The sequence below is a fragment of the Rhodococcus sp. JS3073 genome, assembly GCF_026810085.1.
In the GTDB taxonomy this organism is placed as follows: domain Bacteria; phylum Actinomycetota; class Actinomycetes; order Mycobacteriales; family Mycobacteriaceae; genus Rhodococcus_F; species Rhodococcus_F wratislaviensis.
The window spans coordinates 1,832,686-1,856,657 of the sequence record NZ_CP113951.1; the positions used below are offsets into that span (position 1 = coordinate 1,832,686).

21 protein-coding genes are annotated in these 23,972 nt (G+C 68.1%); 14 read left to right on the forward strand and 7 right to left on the reverse strand.

Going from position 1 to position 23,972, the window contains the following annotated elements:
• The first annotated feature begins 46 nt into the window (after positions 1-46).
• The 8 genes from OYT95_RS08620 to OYT95_RS08655 all read left to right on the forward strand — a co-directional run bounded on the left by OYT95_RS08620 (position 47) and on the right by OYT95_RS08655 (position 12,225).
• Positions 47-1,477 carry an APC family permease gene (locus tag OYT95_RS08620; protein ID WP_268791185.1) on the forward strand — a complete coding sequence of 477 codons (1,431 nt, stop codon included), beginning with the start codon at positions 47-49 and terminating at the stop codon, positions 1,475-1,477.
• Positions 1,477-3,150: an amidohydrolase gene (locus OYT95_RS08625; protein WP_268791186.1), complete on the forward strand. Its 1,674-nt coding sequence runs from the start codon at positions 1,477-1,479 to the stop codon at positions 3,148-3,150. The genes OYT95_RS08620 and OYT95_RS08625 overlap by 1 nt, the downstream gene beginning before the upstream one ends.
• 201 nt (positions 3,151-3,351) lie before the next feature.
• Positions 3,352-4,782, forward strand: coding sequence for a gamma-aminobutyraldehyde dehydrogenase (locus tag OYT95_RS08630; RefSeq protein WP_037243711.1), 1,431 nt, complete (start codon positions 3,352-3,354; stop codon positions 4,780-4,782).
• A 51-nt stretch (positions 4,783-4,833) separates the two neighbouring features.
• Positions 4,834-6,174, forward strand: coding sequence for a 4-aminobutyrate--2-oxoglutarate transaminase (gabT, locus tag OYT95_RS08635; RefSeq protein ID WP_037243709.1), 1,341 nt, complete (start codon positions 4,834-4,836; stop codon positions 6,172-6,174).
• 81 nt (positions 6,175-6,255) lie between these two features.
• Positions 6,256-8,217, forward strand: coding sequence for a primary-amine oxidase (locus OYT95_RS08640; RefSeq protein WP_268791187.1), 1,962 nt, complete (start codon positions 6,256-6,258; stop codon positions 8,215-8,217).
• Positions 8,210-9,664, forward strand: coding sequence for an NAD-dependent succinate-semialdehyde dehydrogenase (locus tag OYT95_RS08645; protein ID WP_037243705.1), 1,455 nt, complete (start codon positions 8,210-8,212; stop codon positions 9,662-9,664). The genes OYT95_RS08640 and OYT95_RS08645 overlap by 8 nt, the downstream gene beginning before the upstream one ends.
• Positions 9,665-9,698: 34 nt before the next feature.
• The gene (locus tag OYT95_RS08650; RefSeq protein WP_112300791.1) at positions 9,699-10,589 is read left to right on the forward strand and encodes a universal stress protein; all 891 of its coding nucleotides are present in this window, start codon (positions 9,699-9,701) and stop codon (positions 10,587-10,589) included.
• Between the two features lie 55 nt (positions 10,590-10,644).
• The gene (locus tag OYT95_RS08655) at positions 10,645-12,225 is read left to right on the forward strand and encodes an APC family permease (protein ID WP_037243701.1); all 1,581 of its coding nucleotides are present in this window, start codon (positions 10,645-10,647) and stop codon (positions 12,223-12,225) included.
• Here OYT95_RS08655 and OYT95_RS08660 read toward each other — a convergent pair.
• The gene (locus tag OYT95_RS08660) at positions 12,185-12,796 is read right to left on the reverse strand and encodes a TetR/AcrR family transcriptional regulator (RefSeq protein WP_005238594.1); all 612 of its coding nucleotides are present in this window, start codon (positions 12,794-12,796) and stop codon (positions 12,185-12,187) included. The two genes, OYT95_RS08655 and OYT95_RS08660, sit on opposite strands and share 41 nt — an antisense overlap.
• Before the next feature lie 161 nt (positions 12,797-12,957).
• On the opposite strand from OYT95_RS08660, the gene OYT95_RS08665 reads away from it, so the two are divergent.
• Positions 12,958-13,938 carry a nitrilase-related carbon-nitrogen hydrolase gene (locus tag OYT95_RS08665; protein ID WP_037243699.1) on the forward strand — a complete coding sequence of 327 codons (981 nt, stop codon included), beginning with the start codon at positions 12,958-12,960 and terminating at the stop codon, positions 13,936-13,938.
• Positions 13,938-14,960, forward strand: a complete 1,023-nt coding sequence (locus OYT95_RS08670; RefSeq protein ID WP_037243697.1) for an agmatine deiminase family protein — start codon at positions 13,938-13,940, stop codon at positions 14,958-14,960. Before OYT95_RS08665 ends, OYT95_RS08670 begins: the two co-directional genes overlap by 1 nt.
• A gap of 50 nt (positions 14,961-15,010) precedes the next feature.
• Here the strand turns inward: OYT95_RS08670 and OYT95_RS08675 are convergent, their stop codons facing one another.
• The 4 genes from OYT95_RS08675 to OYT95_RS08690 all read right to left on the reverse strand — a co-directional run bounded on the left by OYT95_RS08675 (position 15,011) and on the right by OYT95_RS08690 (position 19,259).
• The gene (locus tag OYT95_RS08675; protein ID WP_037243695.1) at positions 15,011-16,984 is read right to left on the reverse strand and encodes a vWA domain-containing protein; all 1,974 of its coding nucleotides are present in this window, start codon (positions 16,982-16,984) and stop codon (positions 15,011-15,013) included.
• Positions 16,984-18,369, reverse strand: coding sequence for a sigma 54-interacting transcriptional regulator (locus OYT95_RS08680; RefSeq protein ID WP_005238585.1), 1,386 nt, complete (start codon positions 18,367-18,369; stop codon positions 16,984-16,986). Before OYT95_RS08680 ends, OYT95_RS08675 begins: the two co-directional genes overlap by 1 nt.
• Before the next feature lie 63 nt (positions 18,370-18,432).
• Positions 18,433-18,849: a DoxX family protein gene (locus OYT95_RS08685; RefSeq protein ID WP_037243693.1), complete on the reverse strand. Its 417-nt coding sequence runs from the start codon at positions 18,847-18,849 to the stop codon at positions 18,433-18,435.
• Positions 18,846-19,259 carry a VOC family protein gene (locus OYT95_RS08690; RefSeq protein WP_037243691.1) on the reverse strand — a complete coding sequence of 138 codons (414 nt, stop codon included), beginning with the start codon at positions 19,257-19,259 and terminating at the stop codon, positions 18,846-18,848. The genes OYT95_RS08685 and OYT95_RS08690 overlap by 4 nt, the downstream gene beginning before the upstream one ends.
• 136 nt (positions 19,260-19,395) lie before the next feature.
• On the opposite strand from OYT95_RS08690, the gene OYT95_RS08695 reads away from it, so the two are divergent.
• Positions 19,396-20,040, forward strand: a complete 645-nt coding sequence (locus OYT95_RS08695) for a winged helix-turn-helix transcriptional regulator (protein WP_037243689.1) — start codon at positions 19,396-19,398, stop codon at positions 20,038-20,040.
• A gap of 8 nt (positions 20,041-20,048) precedes the next feature.
• Here OYT95_RS08695 and OYT95_RS08700 read toward each other — a convergent pair whose 3' ends face one another.
• Positions 20,049-20,360 carry a hypothetical protein gene (locus OYT95_RS08700; protein WP_037243687.1) on the reverse strand — a complete coding sequence of 104 codons (312 nt, stop codon included), beginning with the start codon at positions 20,358-20,360 and terminating at the stop codon, positions 20,049-20,051.
• A gap of 163 nt (positions 20,361-20,523) precedes the next feature.
• Here OYT95_RS08700 and OYT95_RS08705 point away from each other — a divergent pair, with 163 nt between their 5' ends.
• The gene (locus OYT95_RS08705) at positions 20,524-21,096 is read left to right on the forward strand and encodes a DUF4126 domain-containing protein (RefSeq protein ID WP_011597743.1); all 573 of its coding nucleotides are present in this window, start codon (positions 20,524-20,526) and stop codon (positions 21,094-21,096) included.
• A gap of 17 nt (positions 21,097-21,113) precedes the next feature.
• Positions 21,114-22,079 carry an alpha/beta hydrolase family protein gene (locus OYT95_RS08710; protein ID WP_128639468.1) on the forward strand — a complete coding sequence of 322 codons (966 nt, stop codon included), beginning with the start codon at positions 21,114-21,116 and terminating at the stop codon, positions 22,077-22,079.
• Here the strand turns inward: OYT95_RS08710 and OYT95_RS08715 are convergent, their stop codons facing one another.
• Positions 22,080-23,171, reverse strand: coding sequence for an N-acetylmuramoyl-L-alanine amidase (locus OYT95_RS08715; RefSeq protein WP_037243682.1), 1,092 nt, complete (start codon positions 23,169-23,171; stop codon positions 22,080-22,082).
• Between the two features lie 546 nt (positions 23,172-23,717).
• Here OYT95_RS08715 and OYT95_RS08720 point away from each other — a divergent pair.
• Positions 23,718-23,951, forward strand: a complete 234-nt coding sequence (locus OYT95_RS08720; RefSeq protein ID WP_005238564.1) for a hypothetical protein — start codon at positions 23,718-23,720, stop codon at positions 23,949-23,951.
• Positions 23,952-23,972 lie beyond the last annotated feature (21 nt).

Sequence of the window (23,972 nt, forward strand, 5' to 3'; positions counted from 1 at the left end):
ATGTCAAAAAACTCTTTCGCACCTCACCACCCCGAACGGACAGCTCATGGACCAGACCGCCCGGCCACCCACCGCCACTCCCCCCGCCGCACCCGGCACCTACGAGGCCTCGCTCTCCCGGAGCATCGGCGTCGGCGGAAACATCCTGATCACCCTGTCGTCGATCTCGCCGGCGTCGAGCGTCTTCATCCTCGGCGGCTCGGCGCTCGCCCTGTTCGGCACCGGCGTGTTCTGGGCCTTCCTCATCGCCGGCATCGTCAGCATTCTCATCGCCTTCTGCTACGCCGAACTCGCCTCCGCGTATCCCGTTGCCGGCGGTGACTACTCGCTCGTGTCGCGAGCACTCGGACCGGCCTTCGGCATCGCCACGTTCTTCATCAGCCTCATCTCCCTGCCGCTGATCATCGCGGTCTTCGCCCTCGGGGTCGCCGACTACCTGGGCGTCGCGATCCACGGCCTGTCCCCGCAGCAGACCGCACTCGCCGTGGTCGTGATCACCACCGTGACCGCATGTTTCGACATCCGCACGAACGCGTGGCTCACCGGGGTCTTCCTGGGCGTGGAAATGGCGGCGCTGGCTCTGCTCACCGTCCTCGGGTTCGTCCACATGGAACGTCCGCTGACCAGCCTCCTCAGCCCGGAGGTTCTCGATCCCGGCACCGGCAACCTCGCACCGCTGGCAATCTCGGGACTGATGCTGGCCGTCACCCAGGGAATCTTCGCGTACAACGGGTACGGCGGCGCCGTCTACTTCGCCGAGGAGACCAAGAACGCCGCCCGCTCGATCGCGAAGGCCGTGATCTGGAGCGCCGCCATCACCGTCGCCACCGAACTCGTCCCGCTGATCGCGATCCTGGTGGGCGCACGCTCGCAAACCGAACTCTTCGGTTCCAGCCTTCCCGTCGAGGCGTTCCTCACCGAACGCGCCGGTCACGCCGTCGCCATGGTGGTCCTGCTCTCGATCGCCCTCGCCGTGATCAACGCGATCATCGCGATCACCCTGCAGGCAGGCCGGCTTCTCTACGCCGCCGCCCGCGATCGCGCCCTCCCCGAGACCGTCGCCGCACCGCTGCAGACCGTCAGCACCAAGGGCCGCGTCCCCGTCCTCGCCACCGTCGTGATGGGCGCCATCGCGTTCGCCGCGTGCTTCGTCCCGCTGGACGTCCTGCTCACCGCCACCGGGTCGACCCTGACGTTCACGTACCTGTTCATCGCACTGGCCGCGATCAACCACCGCCGCGGCGGAGCAACCCGAACCGGCTACCGCATGCCGTTGTGGCCGCTGGCCCCGGGAGTCTGCATCGCCGCACTCGGCCTCGTCTTCGTCGTCACGCTGCTCGACCCGGAGCAGTGGCTCAGCCTCGGCATCTCCCTCGGACTCGTCGCCGCCGGATTCGTCTATTACGCCCTGTACCTGCGACCACGCAAGAACACCCACCTGCTGTTGCTGAACGCCGCCCCCGAGGAGAACTGCTGATGCTCGACCTGCTTCTGACCAACGGCGTCGTGCGCACGTTCGACCCCACCTGCCGGGCCGAGGCCGTCGGCATCGAGGACGGCCTGATCCGGTACGTCGGGGCCGCCGCGGACGCCCCCGTCGCCGTGTGCACCATCGACCTGCGGGGCCGACTGGTCACCCCCGGCATCATCGACAGCCACAACCATCTGCTCCTCGGATTCGATCCCGACGCCGTGAGCCTCGAAGGCGCACAGGACCTCACCGAGGTTCGGCGACGGATCGGCGCGCACGCGGCCACCCGCCCCGACCTCGACTGGATCTGCGCCGAGAACGCCGTCTACTCCGTGGTGACCGGGCGCCGCCCGAACGCCGCCGACCTCCGCGGCCTCACGGACCGCCCGGTCTTCATCACGACCTACGATCAGCACTCGGTGTGGCTGAACGACGCCGCGCTGCGGGTGCTCGGAATCGACCGCGGCACCCAGATCCCCTGGGGACGACCGGAATTCGACGACCACGGCCTGCCCACCGGCTGGGTGACGGACTTCTACACCAGCGCGATGACGCGGGCCGGTCTGGCCGGTCTGCAGCGCGACATCCCGATGTACTCCCCCGACCGCCGCTATCGGCGCATCACGTCCAGTCTGGAGATGGCGACCGCGAGCGGCATCACCACCGTCGTCGAACCGCAGGTCCCGCTGGCCGAACTCGATCTGATGTACCGGGCCCGCGCCGAGGGACGGATGAACTCGCGGGTGATCACCGCCCTGTTCCACCCCGTCGGCGCGGACGCCGAGTTCCGCCGGGACCTGCGGGAGGCCGTCGACAGCGCACCCGTCGACGACATGCTGCGGCTCGGACCGGTGAAGCTGTACGCCGACGACGTGATCGAACCGCACACCGCCGCCATGCTCTCCGACTACGCGAACCGGCCGGGGCACCGCGGCGCGCCCAGCCTGCCGCCGCACGAGTTCACCGCGATGCTCACCGAACTCGACCGCCTCGGCTTCCAGACGCACACCCACGCGACCGGCGACTGGGGGATCCGGCTGGCGCTCGACTCGATCGAGCACGCCGGCCGCGTGAACGGCACGGCCGACCGACGGCACGGCATCGTCCACGTCGAATGCCTCCATCCCGAGGACCTTCCCCGGTTCCGGGAACTCGGCGTGGTCGCGGCGATGCAGCCGCGGCACTGCTCGCCCGACCTCGTCGCGGGAACGTGGATGGAGAACGTCGGCGAGGACCGGTGGGACCGGGCGTGGCGTTTCCGTTCGCTCGCCGAGTCGGGGGCGGCGCTGGCGTTCTCCAGCGACTGGCAGGTCGGGGAGATGGATCCGCTCGTCGGCCTGTACTCAGCCCTCACCCGCTCCGGTCTGGACGGCCGGACCGATTGGACGCCGCGCGAGCGGATGGACCTGGATTCGGCGTTGCGGGCGTACACCCGCGGCGGCGCGTGGGCGTGGCACGCCGAGGACGAGCTCGGAGTGATCCGTCCGGGTGCCCGCGCCGACCTGGTCGTCTGGTCGGCGGACCTCTACAGGCTCGAGCCCGGGCAACTGCTGGACCAGCGGGCCGATCTCACCCTCGTCGGCGGCGCTGTCGTGCACGACGCCGACTCCGTGAGCGCCGGCGCGGACGTGCCGTTCGCAGGCTCCGGCGCCGCCGGGCACACCTGCTCGCACGGGTGACCTCCGGAGTGGACAACTCGGCGCGGCGGGGGGCGCGTCTTTCACCATTTTGTCAGCTGCCCTCGGCTTGTGAGGCAGCGCACACTTGTTTTCAGATGTTCTGCAACTGCGGGACACGGCCGGACCGTTCGACCGACGGTCCGTTCCGGCCCACGAGTTTCGACCCCACGAGTTTCGACCCCACGAGAGGAACCGGTACGAATGTCGATCGACGTACTCGAGAACTACATCAACGGTGAGTTCGTCGCCTCATCCGCGACGGAGACGCTGGACTTGATCAGCCCCGTGGACGAGAGCGTCGTCGGGCGTGCGCCCGTCTCCACCAAGGCCGACGTGGATGCCGCCGTCGAGGCTGCCGAGCGGGCCTTCGTCTCGTGGGGCAAGACCACTCCGAGCGTGCGGCAGACCGCGTTGCTGAAGCTCGCCGACGCGATCGAGGCGCACAGCGACGAACTCGTCGAGGCCGAATGCCGCAACACCGGGCAGCCCAAGCAGGTCATCGCCGACGAAGAGATCAAGGTGGGCGCCGACCAGCTCCGCTTCTTCGCGGGCGCGGCCCGCATGCTCGAAGGCAAGGCCGCCGGCGAGTACATGGACGGCTTCACGTCGTACGTGCGCCGCGAGCCGATCGGCGTCGTCGGTCAGGTCACCCCGTGGAACTACCCGTTCATGATGGCGCTGTGGAAGATCGGCCCCGCGCTCGCGGCAGGCAACACGATCGTGCTCAAGCCCAGCGACACCACCCCGAACAGCACGCTCGTCCTGGCTCGGCTGACCAAGGGGATCCTGCCGGACGGCGTCTTCAACGTCGTCCTCGGCAACGGTGAGACCGGCGCCACCCTCGTGGAGAATCCGGCCCTCGGACTGGTGTCGATCACCGGATCCGTTCGGGCGGGCATCGCTGTCGCCGTCTCGGCCGCACGCCAGCTCAAGCGCGCCCACCTCGAGCTGGGCGGCAAGGCCCCTGCGATCGTCTTCGGTGACGTCGACATCGAGAAGACCGCCAGTGGCATCGCCGAGGCCGCCTTCTTCAACGGCGGCCAGGACTGCACCGCCGCCACCCGCGTCCTCGTCCACGAGTCCATCCACGACCAGCTCGTCGACGCGCTCGTCCGCAAGGCCGAGACGCTCAAGCCCGGCCTCCCGGACGACCCGGACACGTTCTACGGCCCGCTCAACAACGTCAACCACTTCAACGCGGTCACTTCCAAGATCGCCGCGCTCCCCACCTCGGCCAAGATCGTCACCGGCGGAAAGCGTTCGGGAGAGCAGGGATTCTTCTTCGAACCCACCGTGATCACCGGCGTCGACCAGCGCGACGACATCGTGCAGGAGGAGACGTTCGGTCCCATCCTCACCGTGCAGAGCTTCTCCGACGAGAAGGAGGCCGTCACCCTCGCCAACGACGTCCGGTACGGTCTGGCGTCGAGTGTGTGGACGAACGATCACGGCGTCACGCAACGGCTCTCGGCCGCACTCGATTTCGGTGCCGTGTGGATCAACTGCCACATCCCGCTCGTCGCCGAGATGCCGCACGGCGGATTCAAGTACTCCGGCTACGGCAAGGACCTCTCCGGCTACGGCGTCGAGGACTACACCCGCATCAAGCACGTCATGAGCTCCAACGACTGACGTCGCCCACCCCCTACCCATCCACGTCACGACCCTGAGGACTGCACCATCATGAACGACATCCAGTACCGGCTGCCGCAGAAGCGCGCCCTGGTCACCGAGCTCCCCGGCCCGAAGTCGGCGGCCCTCACCGCACGTCGCCGCGCCACCGTGGCCGCGGGCGTCGGCTCCAGCGTCCCCGTGTACGCGGCGGATGCCGACGGTGGTGTGGTCGTCGACGTCGACGGCAACTCCCTGATCGACCTCGGCTCGGGCATCGCGGTCACCAGCGTGGGCGCGTCCGATCCGGCCGTCGCCGAGGCGGTCCGGGAGCAGGTCGGGCACTTCACCCACACCTGTTTCATGGTCACCCCGTACGAGGGCTACGTCCGCGTGGCGGAGGAACTCGCCGCCCTCACCCCCGGCGACCACGAGAAGCGCACCGTCCTGTTCAACTCGGGCGCCGAGGCGGTGGAGAACGCGATCAAGGTTGCTCGCCTCGCCACCGGCCGCGACGCCGTCGTCGCGTTCGACCACGCCTACCACGGTCGTACGAACCTGACGATGGCCCTCACCGCCAAGTCGATGCCCTACAAGGCCCACTTCGGTCCGTTCGCTCCCGAGGTGTACCGGCTCCCCATGTCCTACCCCTACCGGGACCAGGACGGACTGACCGGCGAGCAGGCCGCCCAGCGCGCCATCAGCCAGATGGAGAAGCAGATCGGCGCCGATTCACTCGCGGCGATCATCATCGAGCCGATCCAGGGCGAGGGCGGATTCATCGTTCCCGCCGAGGGATTCCTCCCCACCCTGGTGAACTGGGCCCGCGCCAACGGCGTCGTGTTCATCGCCGACGAGGTGCAGACCGGGTTCTCCCGCACCGGCGCCTGGTTCGCGTGCGAGCACGAGGAGATCGTCCCGGACATCATCACGATGGCCAAGGGCATGGCGGGCGGCATGCCGCTGTCCGCGATCACGGGCCGCGCCGACCTCCTCGACAAGGTGCACCCCGGCGGTCTGGGTGGCACGTACGGCGGCAACCCCGTCGCGTGTGCCGCTGCGCTCGCCGCGATCGACAGCATGCGGAAGTTCGACCTGCCCGCTCGCGCACAGCACATCGGCGACCTGGCCCTGCCGCGGCTGAAGGCCCTGGCCGCCGACGTCGGCGTCATCGGTGACGTGCGCGGGCGCGGCGCGATGCTCGCGATGGAGTTCGTCAAGCCCGGCACCGACGAGCCGGACGCCGAACTGACGAAGGCGATTGCCGCACATGCGCTCGAACAAGGTGTCATTCTGCTGACGTGCGGTACCTACGGAAACGTCATCCGACTGCTTCCGCCGCTGGTGATCAGCGACGACCTGCTCGACGACGCCCTCACCGTCATCGAGCAGATCGTGCGCTCGCTCGTCTGACCCGTGCGCCTTTTCGGTAGTCATTGCGACCGAAAAGGCGCACGAGCACGAAATGCCCACCCCACGACCAGAGGAGACACCATGACCCGGACGACCACCGGCACGTTCCATCCTCTGGACCCGTTGGGGGCGGACGAATTCGCGCAGGCCGCGGCCGTCCTCGCCCGGGAACACGGGGTCGGGGACGGCTGGCGGTTCGCGTCGATCGAACTGGCCGAACCGGCCAAGGCCGAGGTGTCGGCGTTCGATACGTCCGGCACCGTCCCGGACCGCCGGGCCGTCGTCGTGTGCTTCGACCGCGGCAGCGGAGACACCTACAAGGCGCTCGTCTCGCTCACGGGAGACAACGTGGTCTCCTGGGAACACATCCCGGACGTCCAGGCGAATTTCACGGTGGACGAATGGGAAGAGTCGGACGCCTTCCTCCGCGGGCACCCGGACGTGATCGCGGCGCTCGCGAAGCGCGGGATCACGGACATGAGCCTGGTGTTCATGGACGTCTGGACGTACGGCGACGCGGTGACCCCGGAGAAGTACAAGGGGCGCCGGCTCGGCTGGTCGGACACCTGGGTCCGGGCGGCCGAGGGCGCCAACCCGTATGCGGGCCCGGTCAACGGTTTCCACTGCGTGATCGACGTCAACAAGATGGAACTGCTCGAGATCGAGGACACGTTCAGCGTCGAACGTCCCGAGGTCATGGGCGAGTACGTGCCCCGGCACATCCCGGACCGGATCCGCGCCGCGAGCACCCGGCCGCCGTTGAAGCCGTTGGACATCGTCCAGCCGGAGGGACCGTCGTTCACGCTCGAGGGCAACAAGCTCGAGTGGCAGAACTGGTCGCTGCGGGTGGGGTTCAACTACCGCGAGGGCATGACCCTGCACGCGGTGACCTACAACGACAACGGCCGGGTGCGCTCGATCGCGAACCGGATGTCGTTCGCGGAGATGGCGGTGCCGTACCGCGACACCAGCACCGATCACTACCGCCGCACCGCCTTCGACATCGGCGAGTGGGGCATCGGGTTCATGACCACCTCGCTCACCCTGGGCTGCGACTGCCTGGGTGAGATCCGGTATCTCGACGCAGTACTCCACGACAGCCACGGTGTGCCGTTCACGATCGAGAACGCGATCTGTATCCACGAGGAGGACAACGCCGTCCTCTGGAAGCACGTCGACCACGATGCGGGCGCCGAGGTGCGCCGCATGCGGCGGCTGACGGTGTCGACACACGTGACGGTCGCGAACTACGAATATCTCGTCTACTGGCGGTTCTACCAGGACGGCAACATCGAGTGCGAGGTCCGGGCCACCGGGATCATGGTGGTCAGCCACTTCCCCGAAGGCGGGGAGCACCCCAGTGGGACGCTCGTCGACAACCGCACGTACGCGCCGTTCCACCAGCACTTCCTGGTCGCCCGCCTCGATCTCGACGTGGACGGCACCGAGAACACGGTGTACGCGACCGAGACCGAGGTGGTGCCGATGGGCCCGGACAACCCCCTGGGTCTCGCGCTGCGGCAGAAGAACACCCCGCTGCGCACCGAACTCGAAGGCCGGCAGGACTTCGACTGGCAGAGCCAGCGGGCGTGGAAGGTGGTCAACGACAACACGACCACCGGGCTCGGCACCGCCCCCGCCTACAAGCTCGTTCCCGGCGGCGCGATCCCGTCGATGTTCGACCCGGCGTCGCCGATCTTCCAGCGCACCGGCGCGATCGGCCACACCGTCTGGGTGACACCCAATTCACCCGACGAGCGCTGGCCCGCCGGGGAATTCGTGAACCAGAGCAAGGTCGATCACGGGCTTCCCGCCTGGACCGAGGCGAACCGGCCGATCGAGAACACCGACGTGGTGCTCTGGTACACGTTCGGCATCCACCACATTCCCCGGCCGGAGGACTGGCCGATCATGCCTGCGGACACCGTGTCCTTCTGGCTGAAGCCGGTCGGATTCTTCGACCGCAACCCCGCCCTCGACGTCGCCCCCACCCCGGAGGCGTGCGATCACCACCATTCCCACCACGAGGACTCCGATGACTGATTTCGAACGGCTCCGCGCCACCCTGCCCACCGGTCTGTGGATCGACGGCGCCCAGACCGACCCGATCGACGGCGGCACGTTCCCGGTCTACGACCCGGCCACAGGAACCCTCATCGCCGACGTCGCCGACGCCGGCGGCAAGGACGCGATGCGCGCACTGGACTCCGCCGCGGCGGTCCAGGAGGACTGGGCGGCGACCGCGCCGCGGCAGCGGTCGATCATCCTGCGCTCGGCGTGGGAGAAGGTCATCGAGCGCACCGACGACCTCGCGTTGCTGATGACGATGGAGATGGGCAAGGCCCTGCCGGAGAGCCGCGGCGAGGTGAACTACGGCGCCGAGTTCCTGCGCTGGTTCAGCGAGGAAGCCGTCCGCATCCAGGGCCGCTACACCACCTCACCGTCGGGCAGTGGACGGATCATGGTCACCAAGGTTCCGGTCGGACCCACCCTGGCCGTCACGCCGTGGAACTTCCCGCTCGCGATGGGCACCCGCAAGATCGGCCCCGCGCTCGCCGCCGGCTGCACGATCATCGTCAAGCCCGCCGAGGACACCCCGCTCACCATGCTGCTGCTCGCCGAGATCTTCGCCGAGGCAGGCCTGCCCGCCGGTGTGCTGTCGGTGCTGCCCGCATCGAACGCCGCCGCCGTCACCGAACCGCTGCTCGCGGATCCGCGGCTGCGGAAGGTGACGTTCACCGGATCCACCCGGGTCGGCAAGATCCTCATCGAGCAGTCCGCCCAGCAGGTTCTGCGCACGTCGATGGAACTCGGCGGCAACGCCCCGTTCGTGGTGTTCGACGACGCCGACATCGACGCCGCCGTCGAGGGCGCGATGGCCGCGAAGATGCGCAACGGCGGCGAGGCCTGCACCGCCGCCAACCGCCTGATCGTGGCCAACTCGGTGCGCGAGGAATTCACCACCAAGCTCACCGACCGGATCGCCGCGCTCACCGTCGGACCGGGCAGCGAAGACGGCACCAACGTCGGTCCCCTCGTCAACGAGAAGCAGCGCCGCAACGTGGCGTCCCTCGTCGACGACGCCGTCGCCGCGGGCGCCCGGGTCCGCACCGGCGGCAAGTCCGTCGACGGTCCCGGGTACTTCTTCCAGCCCACCGTCCTCGACGAGGTGCCCGCGAACGCGCGCATCGTCCGCGAGGAGATCTTCGGACCCGTCGCCGCGATCACCGGTTTCGACACCGAGGCCGAGGGCGTCGCCGCCGCGAACGACACCGAATACGGTCTCGCCGCGTACATCTACACGCAGAACGTCGACCGTGCGTTCCGCGTCGCCGACAAGCTCGAGAGCGGCATGGTCGGCGTCAACCGCGGAGTGATCTCCGACGTCGCCGCACCGTTCGGTGGAGTCAAGCAGTCCGGACTCGGCAGCGAAGGCGGCACCGAAGGCATCGAGGAGTACCTCGAGACCAAGTACGTCGGCTTCGCGTAAACCACCCGCCCCGAGACAGATCGGAACCGTCACCATGCGTTTGGTCGTTGGATATCTCGCCACCCCCAGCGGGGAGGACGGTCTGGCCCTCGGGGCGCAGCTCGCCCGCAGTCTCGGCGCACAGCTCGACATCTGCATGGTGCTCCCGCCGGACCGGACGGTCCCGGCGAGAGTTCCGGCAGAAACCGGCTACGACGACATCCTCGCCTCCCGCGCCCAGCGCTGGCTGGACGAGGCGAAGTCGTCGGTGCCGAGCGACATCGACGTGGACGTCCACCTGAGCTTCCACGAATCGTTCGCGCAGGGTCTCATCGACGAGGTGTCCCGGCTGGGGGCGCAGGCGATCGTCGTCGGCGCCGCCGGGGACGGCCTGCTGGGGCGGCACTCCGTCGGCTCCGTCTCGACGGAACTGCTGCACTCGGCGCACGTTCCGCTGGCCCTCGCACCTCGCGGGGCGCGGCACTCCTCCGCGAAGAAGATCCGCGAGGTCACCTGCGCGCTCGGGACCCGGACCGGGGCCGACGTGTTGCTGCGGACGGCGGTGCGGACGTGCGAGCGGATGAAGACCCCGCTCCGCCTCGTCTCGCTCGTCGCACTCGACCCGCAGAACGACCTCCGCGATCACCGGGACACCCCCGACGACATCCGCGACCGGGCCGTCGCCCACGCCCAGAGCACCCTCGAAGTGGCGAAATCCGCTCTTCCCGAAGACTTTCCCGTGTCCGTCACGATCGCCGACGGATCCTCCGTGGAATCGGCGGTCCGCAAACTCGACTGGCAGGACGGCGACCTCGTGATGGTCGGCTCCAGCCGGCTCGCCCAACCTCATCGACTGTTCCTGGGATCCACCGCGGCCAAGATGCTCCGCGTCCTGCCGGTGCCCATGGTGGTCGTCCCCAAGCAGGAGTTCCAAAACAGTGAGTAAACCGTCCGCGACACCCGCCCCGGATCCACGCTCGTTCCCGACCGGAGGTTCAGACATGACGAACAGCGAAGGCGCACCGGCGTCGGCCGACGGCGCCGTGAGCGCCAAGGGGCTGGCCACCGGCGCTGTCGGGACCTTCTCCGGGGCGATCCTCGGGATCTCCTCCGTGGCACCGGGTTACACGCTGACGGCCAGCATCGGACTGATCGTCGCGGCGGTCGGGTTGAAGATGCCCGCCATCTTCATCGCCGGCTTCATCCCCATGTTCCTCACGGCCTACGCCTACCGTGAGCTCAACTCCGAATCACCCGACTGCGGCGCGTCGTTCACGTGGTCGACCAAGGCGTTCGGTCCGTACGTCGGCTGGATGTGCGGCTGGGGCATGGTGATCGCCACGATCATCGTGCTCTCGAACCTCGCGGCGATCGCGGTCCAGTTCTTCTATCTGTTCATCGCGAAACTGTTCGACGCCCCGAGCATCGCCGATCTCCCCGGCAACAAATTCGTGAACGTCGGGACGACACTCGTGTTCATCGCGCTGGCCACCTGGATCGCCAGCCGCGGCATCACCACCAGCGAGCGCCTGCAGGTCGCGCTCGTCGGCTTCCAGATGGTGCTGCTCATCGCCTTCGCGGTGGTGGCGCTGGTTCACGTCGGCAACGGGGACGCCCCCGCCGGGCTCTCGTTCGACCTGAGCTGGTTCAACCCGTTCACGGGACTGGCGCTCGGCGCGTTCGTGATCGGCCTGACGGGTTCGATCTTCGCGTTCTGGGGCTGGGACACCTGCCTGACCCTCGGCGAGGAATCGAAGAACCCGAAGAAGACCCCCGGTCGCGCCGGACTGCTGTGCGTCGCGACGATTCTGCTGACGTACCTGCTCGTGTCGGTCGCGGCGATGATGTACGCCGGCGTCGGCGAGGACGGTCTCGGCCTCGGCAACCCGGACAACTCCGAGAACGTCTTCGGTGCCCTCGCCGATCCGGTTCTCGGCAACTGGGGCGGCATGCTGCTGTTCCTCGCCGTGTTCGTCTCCTCGGTCGCGAGCCTGCAGACCACGTTCCTGCCCGCGGCGCGCACGATGCTGGCCATGGGCGCCTACGGCGCGTTCCCGAAGAAACTTGCCGAGGTGTCGCCGCGATTCCTGGTGCCCTCCTACGCGACCGTCGTCGCAGGCGTGGTGACCGCGGTCTTCTATACCGTCGTCACGTTCCTGTCCGAGCGCACGCTGCTCGACACGATCGCCGCGCTGGGCATCATGATCTGCTGGTACTACGGCATCACTGCGTTCGCCTGCGTCTGGTACTTCCGGGACAGGTTGTTCACGAGCGTGCGCAACGCCGTCTTCCGGTTCGCGTTCCCGCTGCTCGGAGGGCTGATGCTGCTGGCCGTGTTCGTCATCTCGATCGACGAGAGCATGGACCCGGAGAACGCGAGCGGTGCGTCCATCGGCGGCATCGGGCTCGTCTTCTACCTCGGCTTCGGCATCCTTCTGCTCGGCGCAGTGCTGATGATGGTCATGCGCTTCCGCAGTCCCGCCTTCTTCCGGGGTGAGACCCTCAACCGCGACACGTCCGCGTTGCGGGACGAGGGCGATCTCACGGCTCGATCGGAGCCTGCGCCACCAAGCCCGCGATAAGCGTCCGCAGCCCGAACTCGAATGCTGCATCCGCCCGTCCGGGGTTCGGCCCGGACGTGGCGAGGGCGGCCAGCATGGCCTCGTTCGCCTCCGGCGCGGTCGCCCAGACCACTTCGGGGGCGGCGAGGTCCAGCGCCGACCCCAGCACGAAGCTGTCCACCGTCGTGATGGCGTGCAGGATCTCCTCGGGTGTGAAGCCACCGTCCGAGAATGCCTGCGCCAGCGCGTTGTACAGCCCGAACGCCACACCGGACTGCACTGTGTGCGCGGTGAACAGAGGAATCAGCCGAGGATGCTCGGCGTAGTTGCGCCGATACTCGCGCGCCAGCCCGGCCACCGTCTCGCTCCACTTGCCGTCGGGGTCCGCCACCACGATGCCCGCCATCATGCGGGCACGCATCAGTTCGATGATCTCCGCCCTCCCGGACACGTGGTTGTACAGCGAGGAGGGCCGTACCTTCAGCCGTTCGGCGAGACCCGGCATCGTGAAATCACCGGTGAGGTCCACCATGCGCATGGCAGCTTCGGTGATGATCTCCGGCGACAGCAGTCGCTGTGATGGCCGTGGCATGGGTGCCCTCCTGGTCGGTGTGCGTCACGGCGACCAGGGTCGATACCGAAGGAATCGAAATCGTCACGTCCCACCCCTTGATCGCCGAGCATTCACCCACCATACTTAACGAATCCAATTCGTTTTAGGCGCTCGCCGAACCGAACATCCGAGGAAACACAATGTTGACGATTACCGCCCTCACCCCTCCCGAGTCCCTGTCGAGGACGCGCGAGACCGGACGCACCCCGCTCCGCGTCGGCCTCGTCCAGCACCGCTGGCACGAGAACGATCAGGATCTGCGGGCCGAACTCGACGAGGGCATTGCCGAGGCAGCGAAACTCGGGGCGCGCGTGGTGTTCCTCCCCGAACTCACGCTGAGCCGCTACCCGGCGTCGACTCCCGGTGGCGACAACCCGGGACGTACCGCCGAGGACCTCCTCACCGGCCCCACGTTCACTTTCGCCGCCAAGGCCGCCGCGGAACACGGCGTCCTCGTCCACGCGTCGCTGTACGAGCGGAACGACACCGAGGACGGTGTGCAGTACGAGGACGGGCTCGGTTTCAACACGGCCATCCTCGTCGCCCCCTCCGGTGAACTGCTCGCCCGCACCCGCAAGCTGCACATCCCCGTGACCGCCGGCTACTACGAGGACACCTACTTCCGCGGCGGTCCCGCAACCGATCCGTACCCCGTCCACACTGCCGAGGCACTCGGCGGCGCGAAGCTCGGACTGCCGACGTGCTGGGACGAGTGGTTCCCCGAGGTCGCCCGTGCCTACTCCCTCGGCGGCGCCGAGATCCTGGTGTACCCCACCGCGATCGGCTCGGAGCCCGACCACCCGCAGTTCGACACCCAGCCGCTGTGGCAGCAGGTGATCGTCGGCAACGGCATCGCGAACGGCACGTTCATGGTGGTCCCCAACCGCCACGGCAGCGAAGGCCTCATCACGTTCTACGGCTCGTCGTTCATCTCCGATCCCTACGGCCGGATCCTCGCGCAGGCCCCACGCGACGAATCCGCGGTACTGGTCGCCGACCTCGACCTCCAGCAGCGCGAGGACTGGTTGGCCCTGTTCCCGTTCCTGGCGACCCGGCGCCCCGACACGTACGGCGTCCTCACCGAGCCGGTCGATCACGCCTCCCCGTTCGGGAGGGCCTGATGACCTGGCGCATGCCCGCGGAAGGCGAACTGCACGAACGCACCTGGATGGCCTACCCCAGTGAGGGCTACTCCCTGGGCGACACCCCCGAGGAGCACCACGAGGCCCGCACCACGTGGGCCGAGGTGGCACACGCCGTGGCCCGGTTCGAGCCCGTCACCGTCGTCGTCGATCCCGGTCAGGTGTCGGCGGCCGAGGAGTACCTCTCCGCCGACATCGACATCGTCGAGGCGCCGCTGAACGACGCCTGGATGCGCGACATCGGACCCACCTTCGTGCTGTCCGAGGACGGACGCCTCGGCGGCGTCGACTGGATCTTCAACGGCTGGGGCGGCCAGGACTGGGCTCAGTGGGACAAGGACTCGAAGATCGGCGCACTGGTGGTCGAGCGGTCGGGGGCCGAACTCGTCGACTCGCCGATCGTCAACGAGGGCGGCGGCATCCAGGTCGACGGCCTCGGCACCGTGCTGGTGACCGAGACCGTGCAACTCGACCCCGGCCGCAACCCGGAACTGTCGAAAGCCGACATCGAGGCCGAGCTCGCCCGGACGATCGGTGCCACCAAGGTGATCTGGCTGCCACGCGGACTGACACGGGACCAGGACACGTACGGCACGCGCGGGCACGTCGACATCGTCGCCGCCATCCCGTCACCCGGCGTCGTCCTGGTGCACGACCAGCGCAACCCCGAACACCCCGACTTCGAGGTCAGCAAGGCCGTCATCGACGTGCTGAAGCAGACCACGGACGCCCGCGGGGAGTCGTGGGAGATCATCACCGTCCCCGCGCCGACGGTCCTGCGCGACGACGAGGGCTTCGTCGACTACAGCTACATCAACCATTTCGTCGTCAACGGCGGCGTCATCGCATGCAGCTTCGACGATCCCGCGGACGAGGAAGCGGTCGCGATCCTGTCGGCCGCCTACCCCGGACGCACGGTCGTGTCGGTCGACGCCCGCCCACTGTTCGCGCGCGGCGGCGGAATCCACTGCATCACCCAGCACCAGCCCGCCGTGCGCTGACGCACCCGTGAGTACTTATTAACCGCGGGCGGTTGACAAGTACTCACGGGCTAGCGCCTGCGACGCATGTAGTCGCTGACGACGGCGGCGCCGAGACCGTCCAGCCCGGGCGCCACGACGCGTCCGCCGACCCGCTCGGCCATCCGGTCCACCACCCGCGCGAGCCCGGGATCCTCACCGAGCCGGAAGAACGTGACGTGAGCGCCGAGCCGGGCGAGGGTGTCGAGTTCCCGGACCGTCAGACCGAGGGTCCGGGCGCTCGGCGGGTAGTCGAAGTACGCGAAGCCGTCCGGCTCCAGGTGGGCCGTCGGCTCACCGTCGGTGACGATCAGGACCACCGGCTGGGCGTTGGGGTGCCTGCGCAGATGCCGGGCCGCCAGCAGCAGCGCGTGGTGCAGATTGGTGCCCTGGTCCCATGCGCCGTCCAGGCCGGCCAGCTCCGACGGTGTCAGCACCTGCGCGTGCCTGCCGAACGAGATGAGCTGCAGTTCGTCGCTGCGGAACCGGGTGCTCACCAAGTGGTTCAGGGCGAGGGCGGTGCGTTTCATGGGCACCCACCTGCCCTCCATCACCATCGAGAACGACGTGTCGACCAGCAACGCGACCGCCGCCTGCGACCGTTGCTCGGTCTCCATCACCTCCACGTCCGACACGGACAACCGGACCGGGACACGACCGCGCTCGACCGGATCGGATGCCGCCCGCAGCACGGCATTGGTGATCGTGCGCGTGACGTCCCACGGCTCGGTGTCGCCGAACGCCCACTCGCGGGACGCACCCGTCGGCTCCCCCATCGCCCCGGCGCGGCGCGTCTCCCGTTGCCCGCCACGCGAAGACAGCTGCTGCGCCACGTCCCGCAGAGCCGTCTGACCGAGTTGGCGCATCGCCTTGGGCGACAGGCGCCACTGGCCGTCCGCCCCGCGGTCGAAAAAGCCCTGATCGCGCAGGGCCTTCTCGAGTTCGGCGAGGGTCTGCGCATCGGCTGCCGCCTCGTCGCCCAGTTGCCGGGCCAGAGTGTCCGCGTCGATGTCGTCGAGTTGTGCGCCCGCGTACTGCTGCGACAGTTGCTCCGCGAGCGACTCGAGTTCCGCGATGTCCTGCAACGCCCCGGTGCCCTCGCCCAGGCCCATGCCGTCGTCGCCGCGGAACCGCTGCGCGCCCTGCCAGTCCTCACCCGGCCGCGCCGCCTGCAGATGCTGGTCCAGACGGTCCAGCTGTCCGATCAGCGATGGATCGCCGAACGCCTGCTGCGCCAGCGCATCCAGTTCGTCGCGCTGCTCCTGCGACAGCGAGTTCCGCAGGCGCTGCGCCGCCGCCGCCCGCTGCGCCAGCGAATCGAGCAGCTCCTCGACGTTCTGCGGGTTCTCGGGGAAGTACTCTCCGTGCTTGTCCATGAACTCGTCGAACTGTTCCTGCGTGTCCTCGCCGCGCGAATGCTTGTCGAGCAGGTCGTTGAGGTCGGCGAGCATCTCCCGGATGCGTTCGCGGTCTTCTTCCGTGGCACCCTCGAGGGCCTGTTTCATGCCGGCGAACCGCTGGTCCAGCATTTCGCGGCCCAGGAGGTCCCGGATCTTCTCGTAGTCCTCGCGGGCTTCCGAACTGCGCCAGTCGTAGTCGGCGAGTTCCTGCACGGCCTGCGCGGTGGACGGCGGCAGTTCCTCGAGGCGCATCTCCGAGAAGCGGGCGTCGTCGTCGAGCGCGCGGGCCAGCGTCTTGCGTTCCTCGAGCACCGCGCGGTCGAGGAGTTCCCGGACCTCTTCGAGTGTGCCGTTCAGGTTGTTCCGCTTCAGCAGTTCACGGCGACGCCGATTCGCCTCGGCCGCAAGCTCGTCCAGGCCGCGCATGTCCCGGTTGCCGCGCCGGAGCATCTCGCGCAGCGCCTGCCGCGGGGACGTTCCCGCGAACACGTCGTCACCGATCGCGGCCAGGGCCTCACGCAGGTCCACCGGCGGTGCCAGCGGATCACCGCCCTCGTACGGCCCGTACCGCGCGTTGTGCGGTCCGCGCTCCGCCTTGCGGGACATTACGAATACACCGTCTGCCCGTTGATGTCGGGGTTCTTCGAGATCCGCCGCGCCAGGTACAGCCCTTCGAGGGCGAACTCGGCGGCCGCGGCCCGCTCGCCGTCGGACTCCGCGCCCAGACGCTCGGCCAGCTCGTCGAGGACCTCGAGTTCGGGCAGCTCGTTCAGCAGGGCCTTCGCCGTGATCCGCTCGCCGGTCACCACCGGGTCGCCCTGTTCGACCGCGTCCACGAGTTCCGCCAGGTCGATGCCGCCGAGGCGGGTGCGGACCGTGTCGGCCGTCGCTCGCCGGAGCAGGTGCTCCAGGACCTCGATTTCACGCCCTTCCTCACCGGATTCGAATTCCACCTTGCCTCGCAGGACGTCGACGACGGTCTCGAGGTCGACCGGCCGCGCGACCGGGTCGGCCTCACCGAGCACGGCGCCGCGATGCACCGCAGCGGCACTGACGGTTTCGGCGCCTGCCACCGCGAAGCGGGCGGACACACCCGACCTCTGATCGACCGACGTCGACTCGCGGAGCAGACGGGTGAACCGGGCCAGGATCTCGAGGAGGTACTCGGGCACCTCCGCGGTGAGATGCGCTTCCTGCAGGATGACCGCGACTTCGTCGTCGAGCCGGGTCGGGTAGTGCGTCCGGATCTCGGCGCCGAACCGGTCCTTCAGCGGGGTGATGATGCGACCGCGGTTCGTGTAGTCCTCCGGGTTCGCGCTGGCCACCATCAGGACGTCCAGCGGGAGCCGGAGGGTGTACCCGCGAACCTGGATGTCGCGTTCCTCCATGACGTTGAGCAGCGACACCTGGATGCGTTCGGCGAGGTCGGGGAGTTCGTTGATGGCGACGATGCCCCGGTGCGCGCGGGGAACGAGCCCGAAGTGAATGGTTTCCGGGTCGCCGAGACTCCGGCCTTCCGCGACCTTGACCGGATCCACGTCGCCGACGAGGTCCGCCACCGACGTGTCGGGGGTCGCGAGTTTCTCCGAATACCGCTCGCTGCGGTGCCGCCACGCGACGGGGAGGCTGTCGCCCAGTTCCTGCGCCCGGCGAATCGACGCCGGGGTGATGGGCTCATAGGGATGCTCCCCGAGTTCGGAACCGGCGATCACCGGGGTCCATTCGTCGAGGAGCAGGTTGAGGGTGCGGAGGAGGCGGGTCTTGCCCTGACCACGTTCGCCGAGCAACACCACGTCGTGACCCGCGATGAGAGCCCGTTCGAGCTGTGGTTCCACCGTCTCCTCGAAACCGACGATGCCGGGCCACGGATCACGACCGTCGCGTAGGGCCGCGAGCAGATTCTCGCGGATCTCTTCCTTGACGGTGCGTTGAATGTGGCCCGACTCGCGGAGCTCGCCGACGGTGGAAGGTCTGTGTTCCGATGACGTCACCACTCCACGCTACGAGGGTTCGAGCGAATCGGCACGCGGTTAATGCGTGCCGACCCGCCCGGGTCAGCCCTCGCGGCGCAGCGGGAGCAGTTCGCGGACCTTGCGGTCGCGCAGGTACAGACCCGCCCAGACCGCGATTCCGACGTACACCGCGAACAGCACCGTGCTGAACAACGGCTTCTCGACGCGCCAGTTGGTGAGTACCGCCCCACCGAGGTAGCCGGTCAGCAGCACCGCACCGAGCGGGGCCGTTCGCGGCACCAGGTAGAGCACCGTGCAGAGGAGCAGCACCACGCCGATCGGCACGATGATGTGCACCGGCAGTCCCAGTTCGGCGGCGGAGTCCTCGACCGGTCCGATCTTCAGGAGCTTGCCGACCGCGTCGAAGAGGAGGAAGGCGCCGACGAGGCCGCTGAGGACCCAGCCCACCCTGCGCGCGGTTCCCGATTCCGCCGTCACGGAAGTGGTCGCGGTGCTCACGACTCCTGCCCCTGCGCCGCATCGACATCCATCCACATGATCTCCCAGAGGTGACCGTCCGGGTCCTGGAAGCTGCGGCCGTACATGAATCCCTCGTCCATCGGATCGTTGGAGAAGGATCCGCCCGACGCGAGCGCCGTGTCGGCCAGCGCGTCGACGGCCTCACGGCTGTCGGCGGAGATGCAGATGATGGATTCGGTGGTCGTGGTGGCGTCCGCGACGGCCTTCTTGGTGAAGGTGGAGAAGAACTTCTCGGTCAGCAGCATGACGTGGATCTGCTCGCTGATCACGATCGACGACGCGTTCTCGTCGGAGAATTGCGGGTTCCGCTGGTAGCCGAGCGCCTCGTAGAAGGCCGTCGACGTGCCGAGGTCCTTCACGGGGAGGTTCACGAAGATCATGGTCGACATCGAATTCTCTTTCCTTCGGTGGAGCTGAGTGTTTTCGGGTGACGAGCCGTGCGACCTTGTGGAGCAGATCACGTACCAATGTTGCAAAAAGAAACCTATTGATGTCAATAGACAACTTCGGTCTATAGTTGAAACCATGGCACGACAGGCATACGGGCAGTACTGCGGACTCGCGCATGCCCTGGACATCGTGGGACAACGCTGGGCACTGCTCATCGTCCGAGATCTGCTCGTCGGACCGCGGCGCTATACCGACCTCAAGCACGGCTTGCCGGGCATCCCGTCCAACATCCTGTCGGCCCGCCTGAAGGAACTCGAGGACGCCGACGTGATCGCGCGCCGCGCGCTGCCCCGTCCGTCGAACGCCGTGGTCTACGAACTCACCGATTACGGCAACGCACTGGAGGACGCCGTGAAGTCGCTGGGCCGGTGGGGCGCCCGCACTCTCGGCGAAGCCGACCCGGACGACGCGGTAACCGTCGACTCGATGGTGATGGCCCTGCGGTCGACGTTCCACCCCGACGTCGCGCGGGACGTCACCGTCACCTACGAACTGCGGCTCGGGCCGATCGTGCTGTCCGCCCGCATCGACCGCGGAGAACTCGAGGTCGTCGAGGGCGCGGCCGACCGGCCCGATCTCGTGATCGAGACCGGGCCGGCGGTGAAGGCGCTGATGGCACGCGAGATCACCCCGGAGGACGCCATCGCCCTCGGCAGCGTGTCCGTCACCGGCGATCCGGCGCTGCTCGCCACGTTCGCCGAGGTCTTCAGCATCCCCTGAGGGTCTGCCTACGCGGCGGCACCGTACGCGGTCGCGGCGTCCAACTCGTACCAGGCGGAACGGTAGCGCTCGAACGTCACCGGATCAGCCTCCGCCAGAAGGGAATCGAGCAGGACTCGCGGATCGTCGCGCCATGCCCGGACGACGTCCGTGACCGCGCGGTTCGAGAACAGACCCGACCCGGTGAGCGCAGACACCCACTCGTCGATCGCTCCCCGGTGAATCCGCTCGACGGCCTCCCGGCGGAATCCGCCGTCGACGAAGTCGAGGGAGAACATGGCGGCGACGAAATCACCGGTGGTCAGCTGGACGACGTTCATGATGCGGCACCTTCCTGGAGTCGGGGTTCGTCTCGGACGTAATCCGTTGGAACAACTGGTGATGCAGACGCTAATCGTCGATTGTGTGAGTTCTGTGATGCTTCTCTGAGATCTCGGCCGCGATGCCCGCCTGCCGTGATCGCCGAGCTTCTACACTCCGTGCATGGAGACCTGGGTTCTGCCCGGACTGCTCGGCCTCGGCCTCGCCGCCGCTTCGGGACTGCGCACGTTCCTGCCGTTGCTGATGCTCAGCGCCGCGGTGCACTTCGAGGTGCTCGGGGTGACCCTGAACGAGTCGATGCGGTGGCTCGGTTCGACCGGGGCGCTGGTGGCGCTGTCGATCGCGACAGTGGTGGAGCTGACCGCCGATCTCATCCCGTTCGTCGACAACGTGCTGTCCGTGATCGGCAACGTCACCGGCCCCGTGGCGGGCGTCATCGCGACCTGGGCGGCCTTCGCGGACGTGGACCCGTCGACTGCCGCGATCGCCGGAATCGTCATCGGCGCGCCCACGGCTCTGGCGTTCAGCACCGCGCAGACCGGCACCCGTGCGGTGAGCACGGCCTCCACCGGCGGCCTGGCCAATCCCGTGGTGTCGGTGATCGAGGACGTCGTCTCGTTCGTCACCTCCCTGATCGCCCTGCTGCTTCCGCTGCTCGTCATTCCACTGCTCGCGTTCCTGCTGTGGTTCGCGTGGCGCGGGGTGCAACGGGTGCGGCGACTCCGCGCGACGTGAACTGGTAGACAGTCCCCATGCCTGACACCGAGATCACGTTCGACAGCGGTGCCGTCACGTACTACGGCAGCCTGCGCACCCCCGACCACGCGAACGGGTCGGCGCCCGCCGCGCTGCTGCTCGCCGGCAGTGGTCCCACCGATCGCAACGGCGACAGCGCCCTCCTCCCCGGTGACATCGGAACGCTCCGCCACCTCGCCGACGTGCTCGAACAGCACGGCATCTCGAGCCTGCGCTACGACAAGATCGGCAGCGGCGAGACCGCCCTCGGCCCGTACGAGGTGGAAGAGGTCGGCGGTCTCGGCTTCACCACGTTCGTCGACGCCGCCTCCGCGGGCCTCGACTTCCTGGCCGCCCAACCCGGGGTCGACCCGTCGAAGCTGATCGTCATCGGTCACAGCGACGGCGGACTCGTCGCCCTCGCGCTCGCCACCGCGGAAGACGAGTCGCGCGTGCGCGCGGTCGGACTGCTCGAACCGCTGAGTGTCCGGCTCCTCGATCTGCTCACGACGCAGATCCACGGTCAGCTCGACGCCGTCGTCGGCACCGGCCAGCTGCCGGTGGAACTGGCCGACGAACTCCGGCTCGCACTCGCGGACACCGTCGAATCACTCCGCACGTCGGGCACGATCCCCGACGACCTTCCGGAACCCCTGCAGAACGCCGGGCTGGTCCATGCCAACGCGAAGGCCCTCGCGGAGGAGGACGCTCTCGACCCGCGCGCGCTGGCCGCCCGGTTGCCCGCCGGCTTCCCCGTCCTCACCAGCTGCTCCGCCAAGGACATTCAGGTACAGCTCGCGGACGTCGACGGCCTGAACGACGCCCTCGCGCACACCGCACTGACGCCGGTGCGGATGACGAACGCCAATCACGTCCTCAAGGACGTCGGCGACCGCCCCTCAACCGGACCGGATTACGTGGAACCGCTCCCCTACTCGGCGGAGTTCACCGAACCGTTCGGCAGGTGGATCGCCGCACTGTGATCAGTTCCCGCCCGCCCCGGTGATCACGGACATCAGCGTGCTCGCCAGATCGGACACGAGGCCCAGATTCTTGTCGTTGACGAGATCCTGCAGCCCGTCGAGTCCCTCGACCTCGAGCAGCGGCGCGAGCATCTCCATCAACTCGGAGAACTGCGCCGAATCGGGTGCCGTCGACTTCGGGGTCGCCTTCGGAGTGGTCGCCTTCGGGGTCGTGGTGGTGGTCGACGACGCGCTGTCCTCGCTCGCCTCGGGTTCCGTGGTGGCCGCCGGCGCTGCCGCCAGTTCCTCGGCAGGCGCCGACTCCGACCCCGTCAGCAGGTAGGTGACGATGCCCGTCGTGATGGTGATCGCGTGCTTCAACTGGCCGTCGGTACTCTCCAGCTGGGCGGAGTCCTCCTTGTTGGACCCGTTGCCCATCTCGACGAACACCAGCGGCACCTGAGTCAGCGCGGGCCCGGCCACATCGGCGCGGGTCTGGAGGCCGTCGTTCACGCCGGCGTAGTTCGCGGGAACGAAGCCGTCGGATTTGTAGGCGTCGCGCATCATCTTCGACGCCTCGAGCCCGCCGCCGGACTGCGCCGCGTCGGCCTTCTCGTCGGGGATGGGCAGCGACGGGATGATCATGTGGAACCCGTGCTTGCTCGCGTCCTCGCCCTGCGCCGTCGAGTCCGCGTGAATGCTCACCGCCACGTCGGCGTTCGATTCGCTTGCCGCACGCGCTCTTTCGTCGACGCATCCGCCCCAGCCGGTGTCGTCCTGACGGCTCAGGACGACCTTCGCGCCGAGACTCTCGAGGCTGCTCTTCACCAACTGGGACACATTCCAGTTGATGGTGTGCTCGGGCACCCCACCCAGCGACGTCATGCCGCTCGTCTGGCAGTCCTTGGTGTTGCCCCGGCCGTCGTTCACCTGCTGCGCGAGGTCGTGGCCCTCGCTGGAACCCTGATGTCCGGGGTCGAGGAACACCGTCATGCCGGACAGTTCGGTGCCGGTCGCCGTCGCCGCGGGTTCCGCCGACACCTGAGCAGGGATGAGCACGGACGCACCCAGGACGCAGGCGCCGAGGCCGGCCTTGATCGCAAATCGGTTCATAACGGGAATGGGCGCACCGTCGCAGTCCGGGCGCCACTCTCCTTCCACAGGTGCCACTCGAGTCACATCAGCCCCGAGTGAATCAGCTGCACCGCAGGTGCGTGCGGCTCGAGGCCGGATCGAAAGCAACCTGTGACCAAAGTGTGGGATTCGACAGACGCGCACCGATTGGCGAAACTCCGATGCACTTGCCCGCGCATCTGACGAATCCCTACGCGGATGTGAACGGGGCGGCAACTCTGAGCCAAGAGTCGCAGCTCAACCCCGCATTCCTGCGCGGTGGCCGGATAATGGAAGTGCAAACCCTCAACCGGTGCTGTACGGTCATCTACCAACCAGCAACGACACGCAGAAAGGTACGGCCATGATGCAACTTCACGCGCTCTTCGCGTCCGTACCCGCATGGCGTCGCTGCTCCGCCGACAAGCACATCACCAAGTTCGGCGCACCCCGAGAATGTTGAGACTCACACCAAGTCATTCTCGGGCACCCAGGGCAAACCCCTCGGGTGCCTTTTCTTTTACCTTTCACTTTCAGGAGCACCACATGAAACTTCGCATCAACCAACTGTCCACCTCTCCCCCGTATCTCGATCTGCCGGACGACCTCACCGGTTACGCCGTCACCCTCGACCTGTCGCACTGCGACGCCGCCCACGAGGCAGGCCTGGGTGAGCTGATCAGCGAGGTCCGCAGCCGCGGCGCCGCCCGCGTTGTCATCACCGGTTCGCCTCGCGAACTCCAGGGCACGGGCCGAGCACACGGGGCCGCAGCCGCCTGACGACGCAGAACGGGCCCCGGC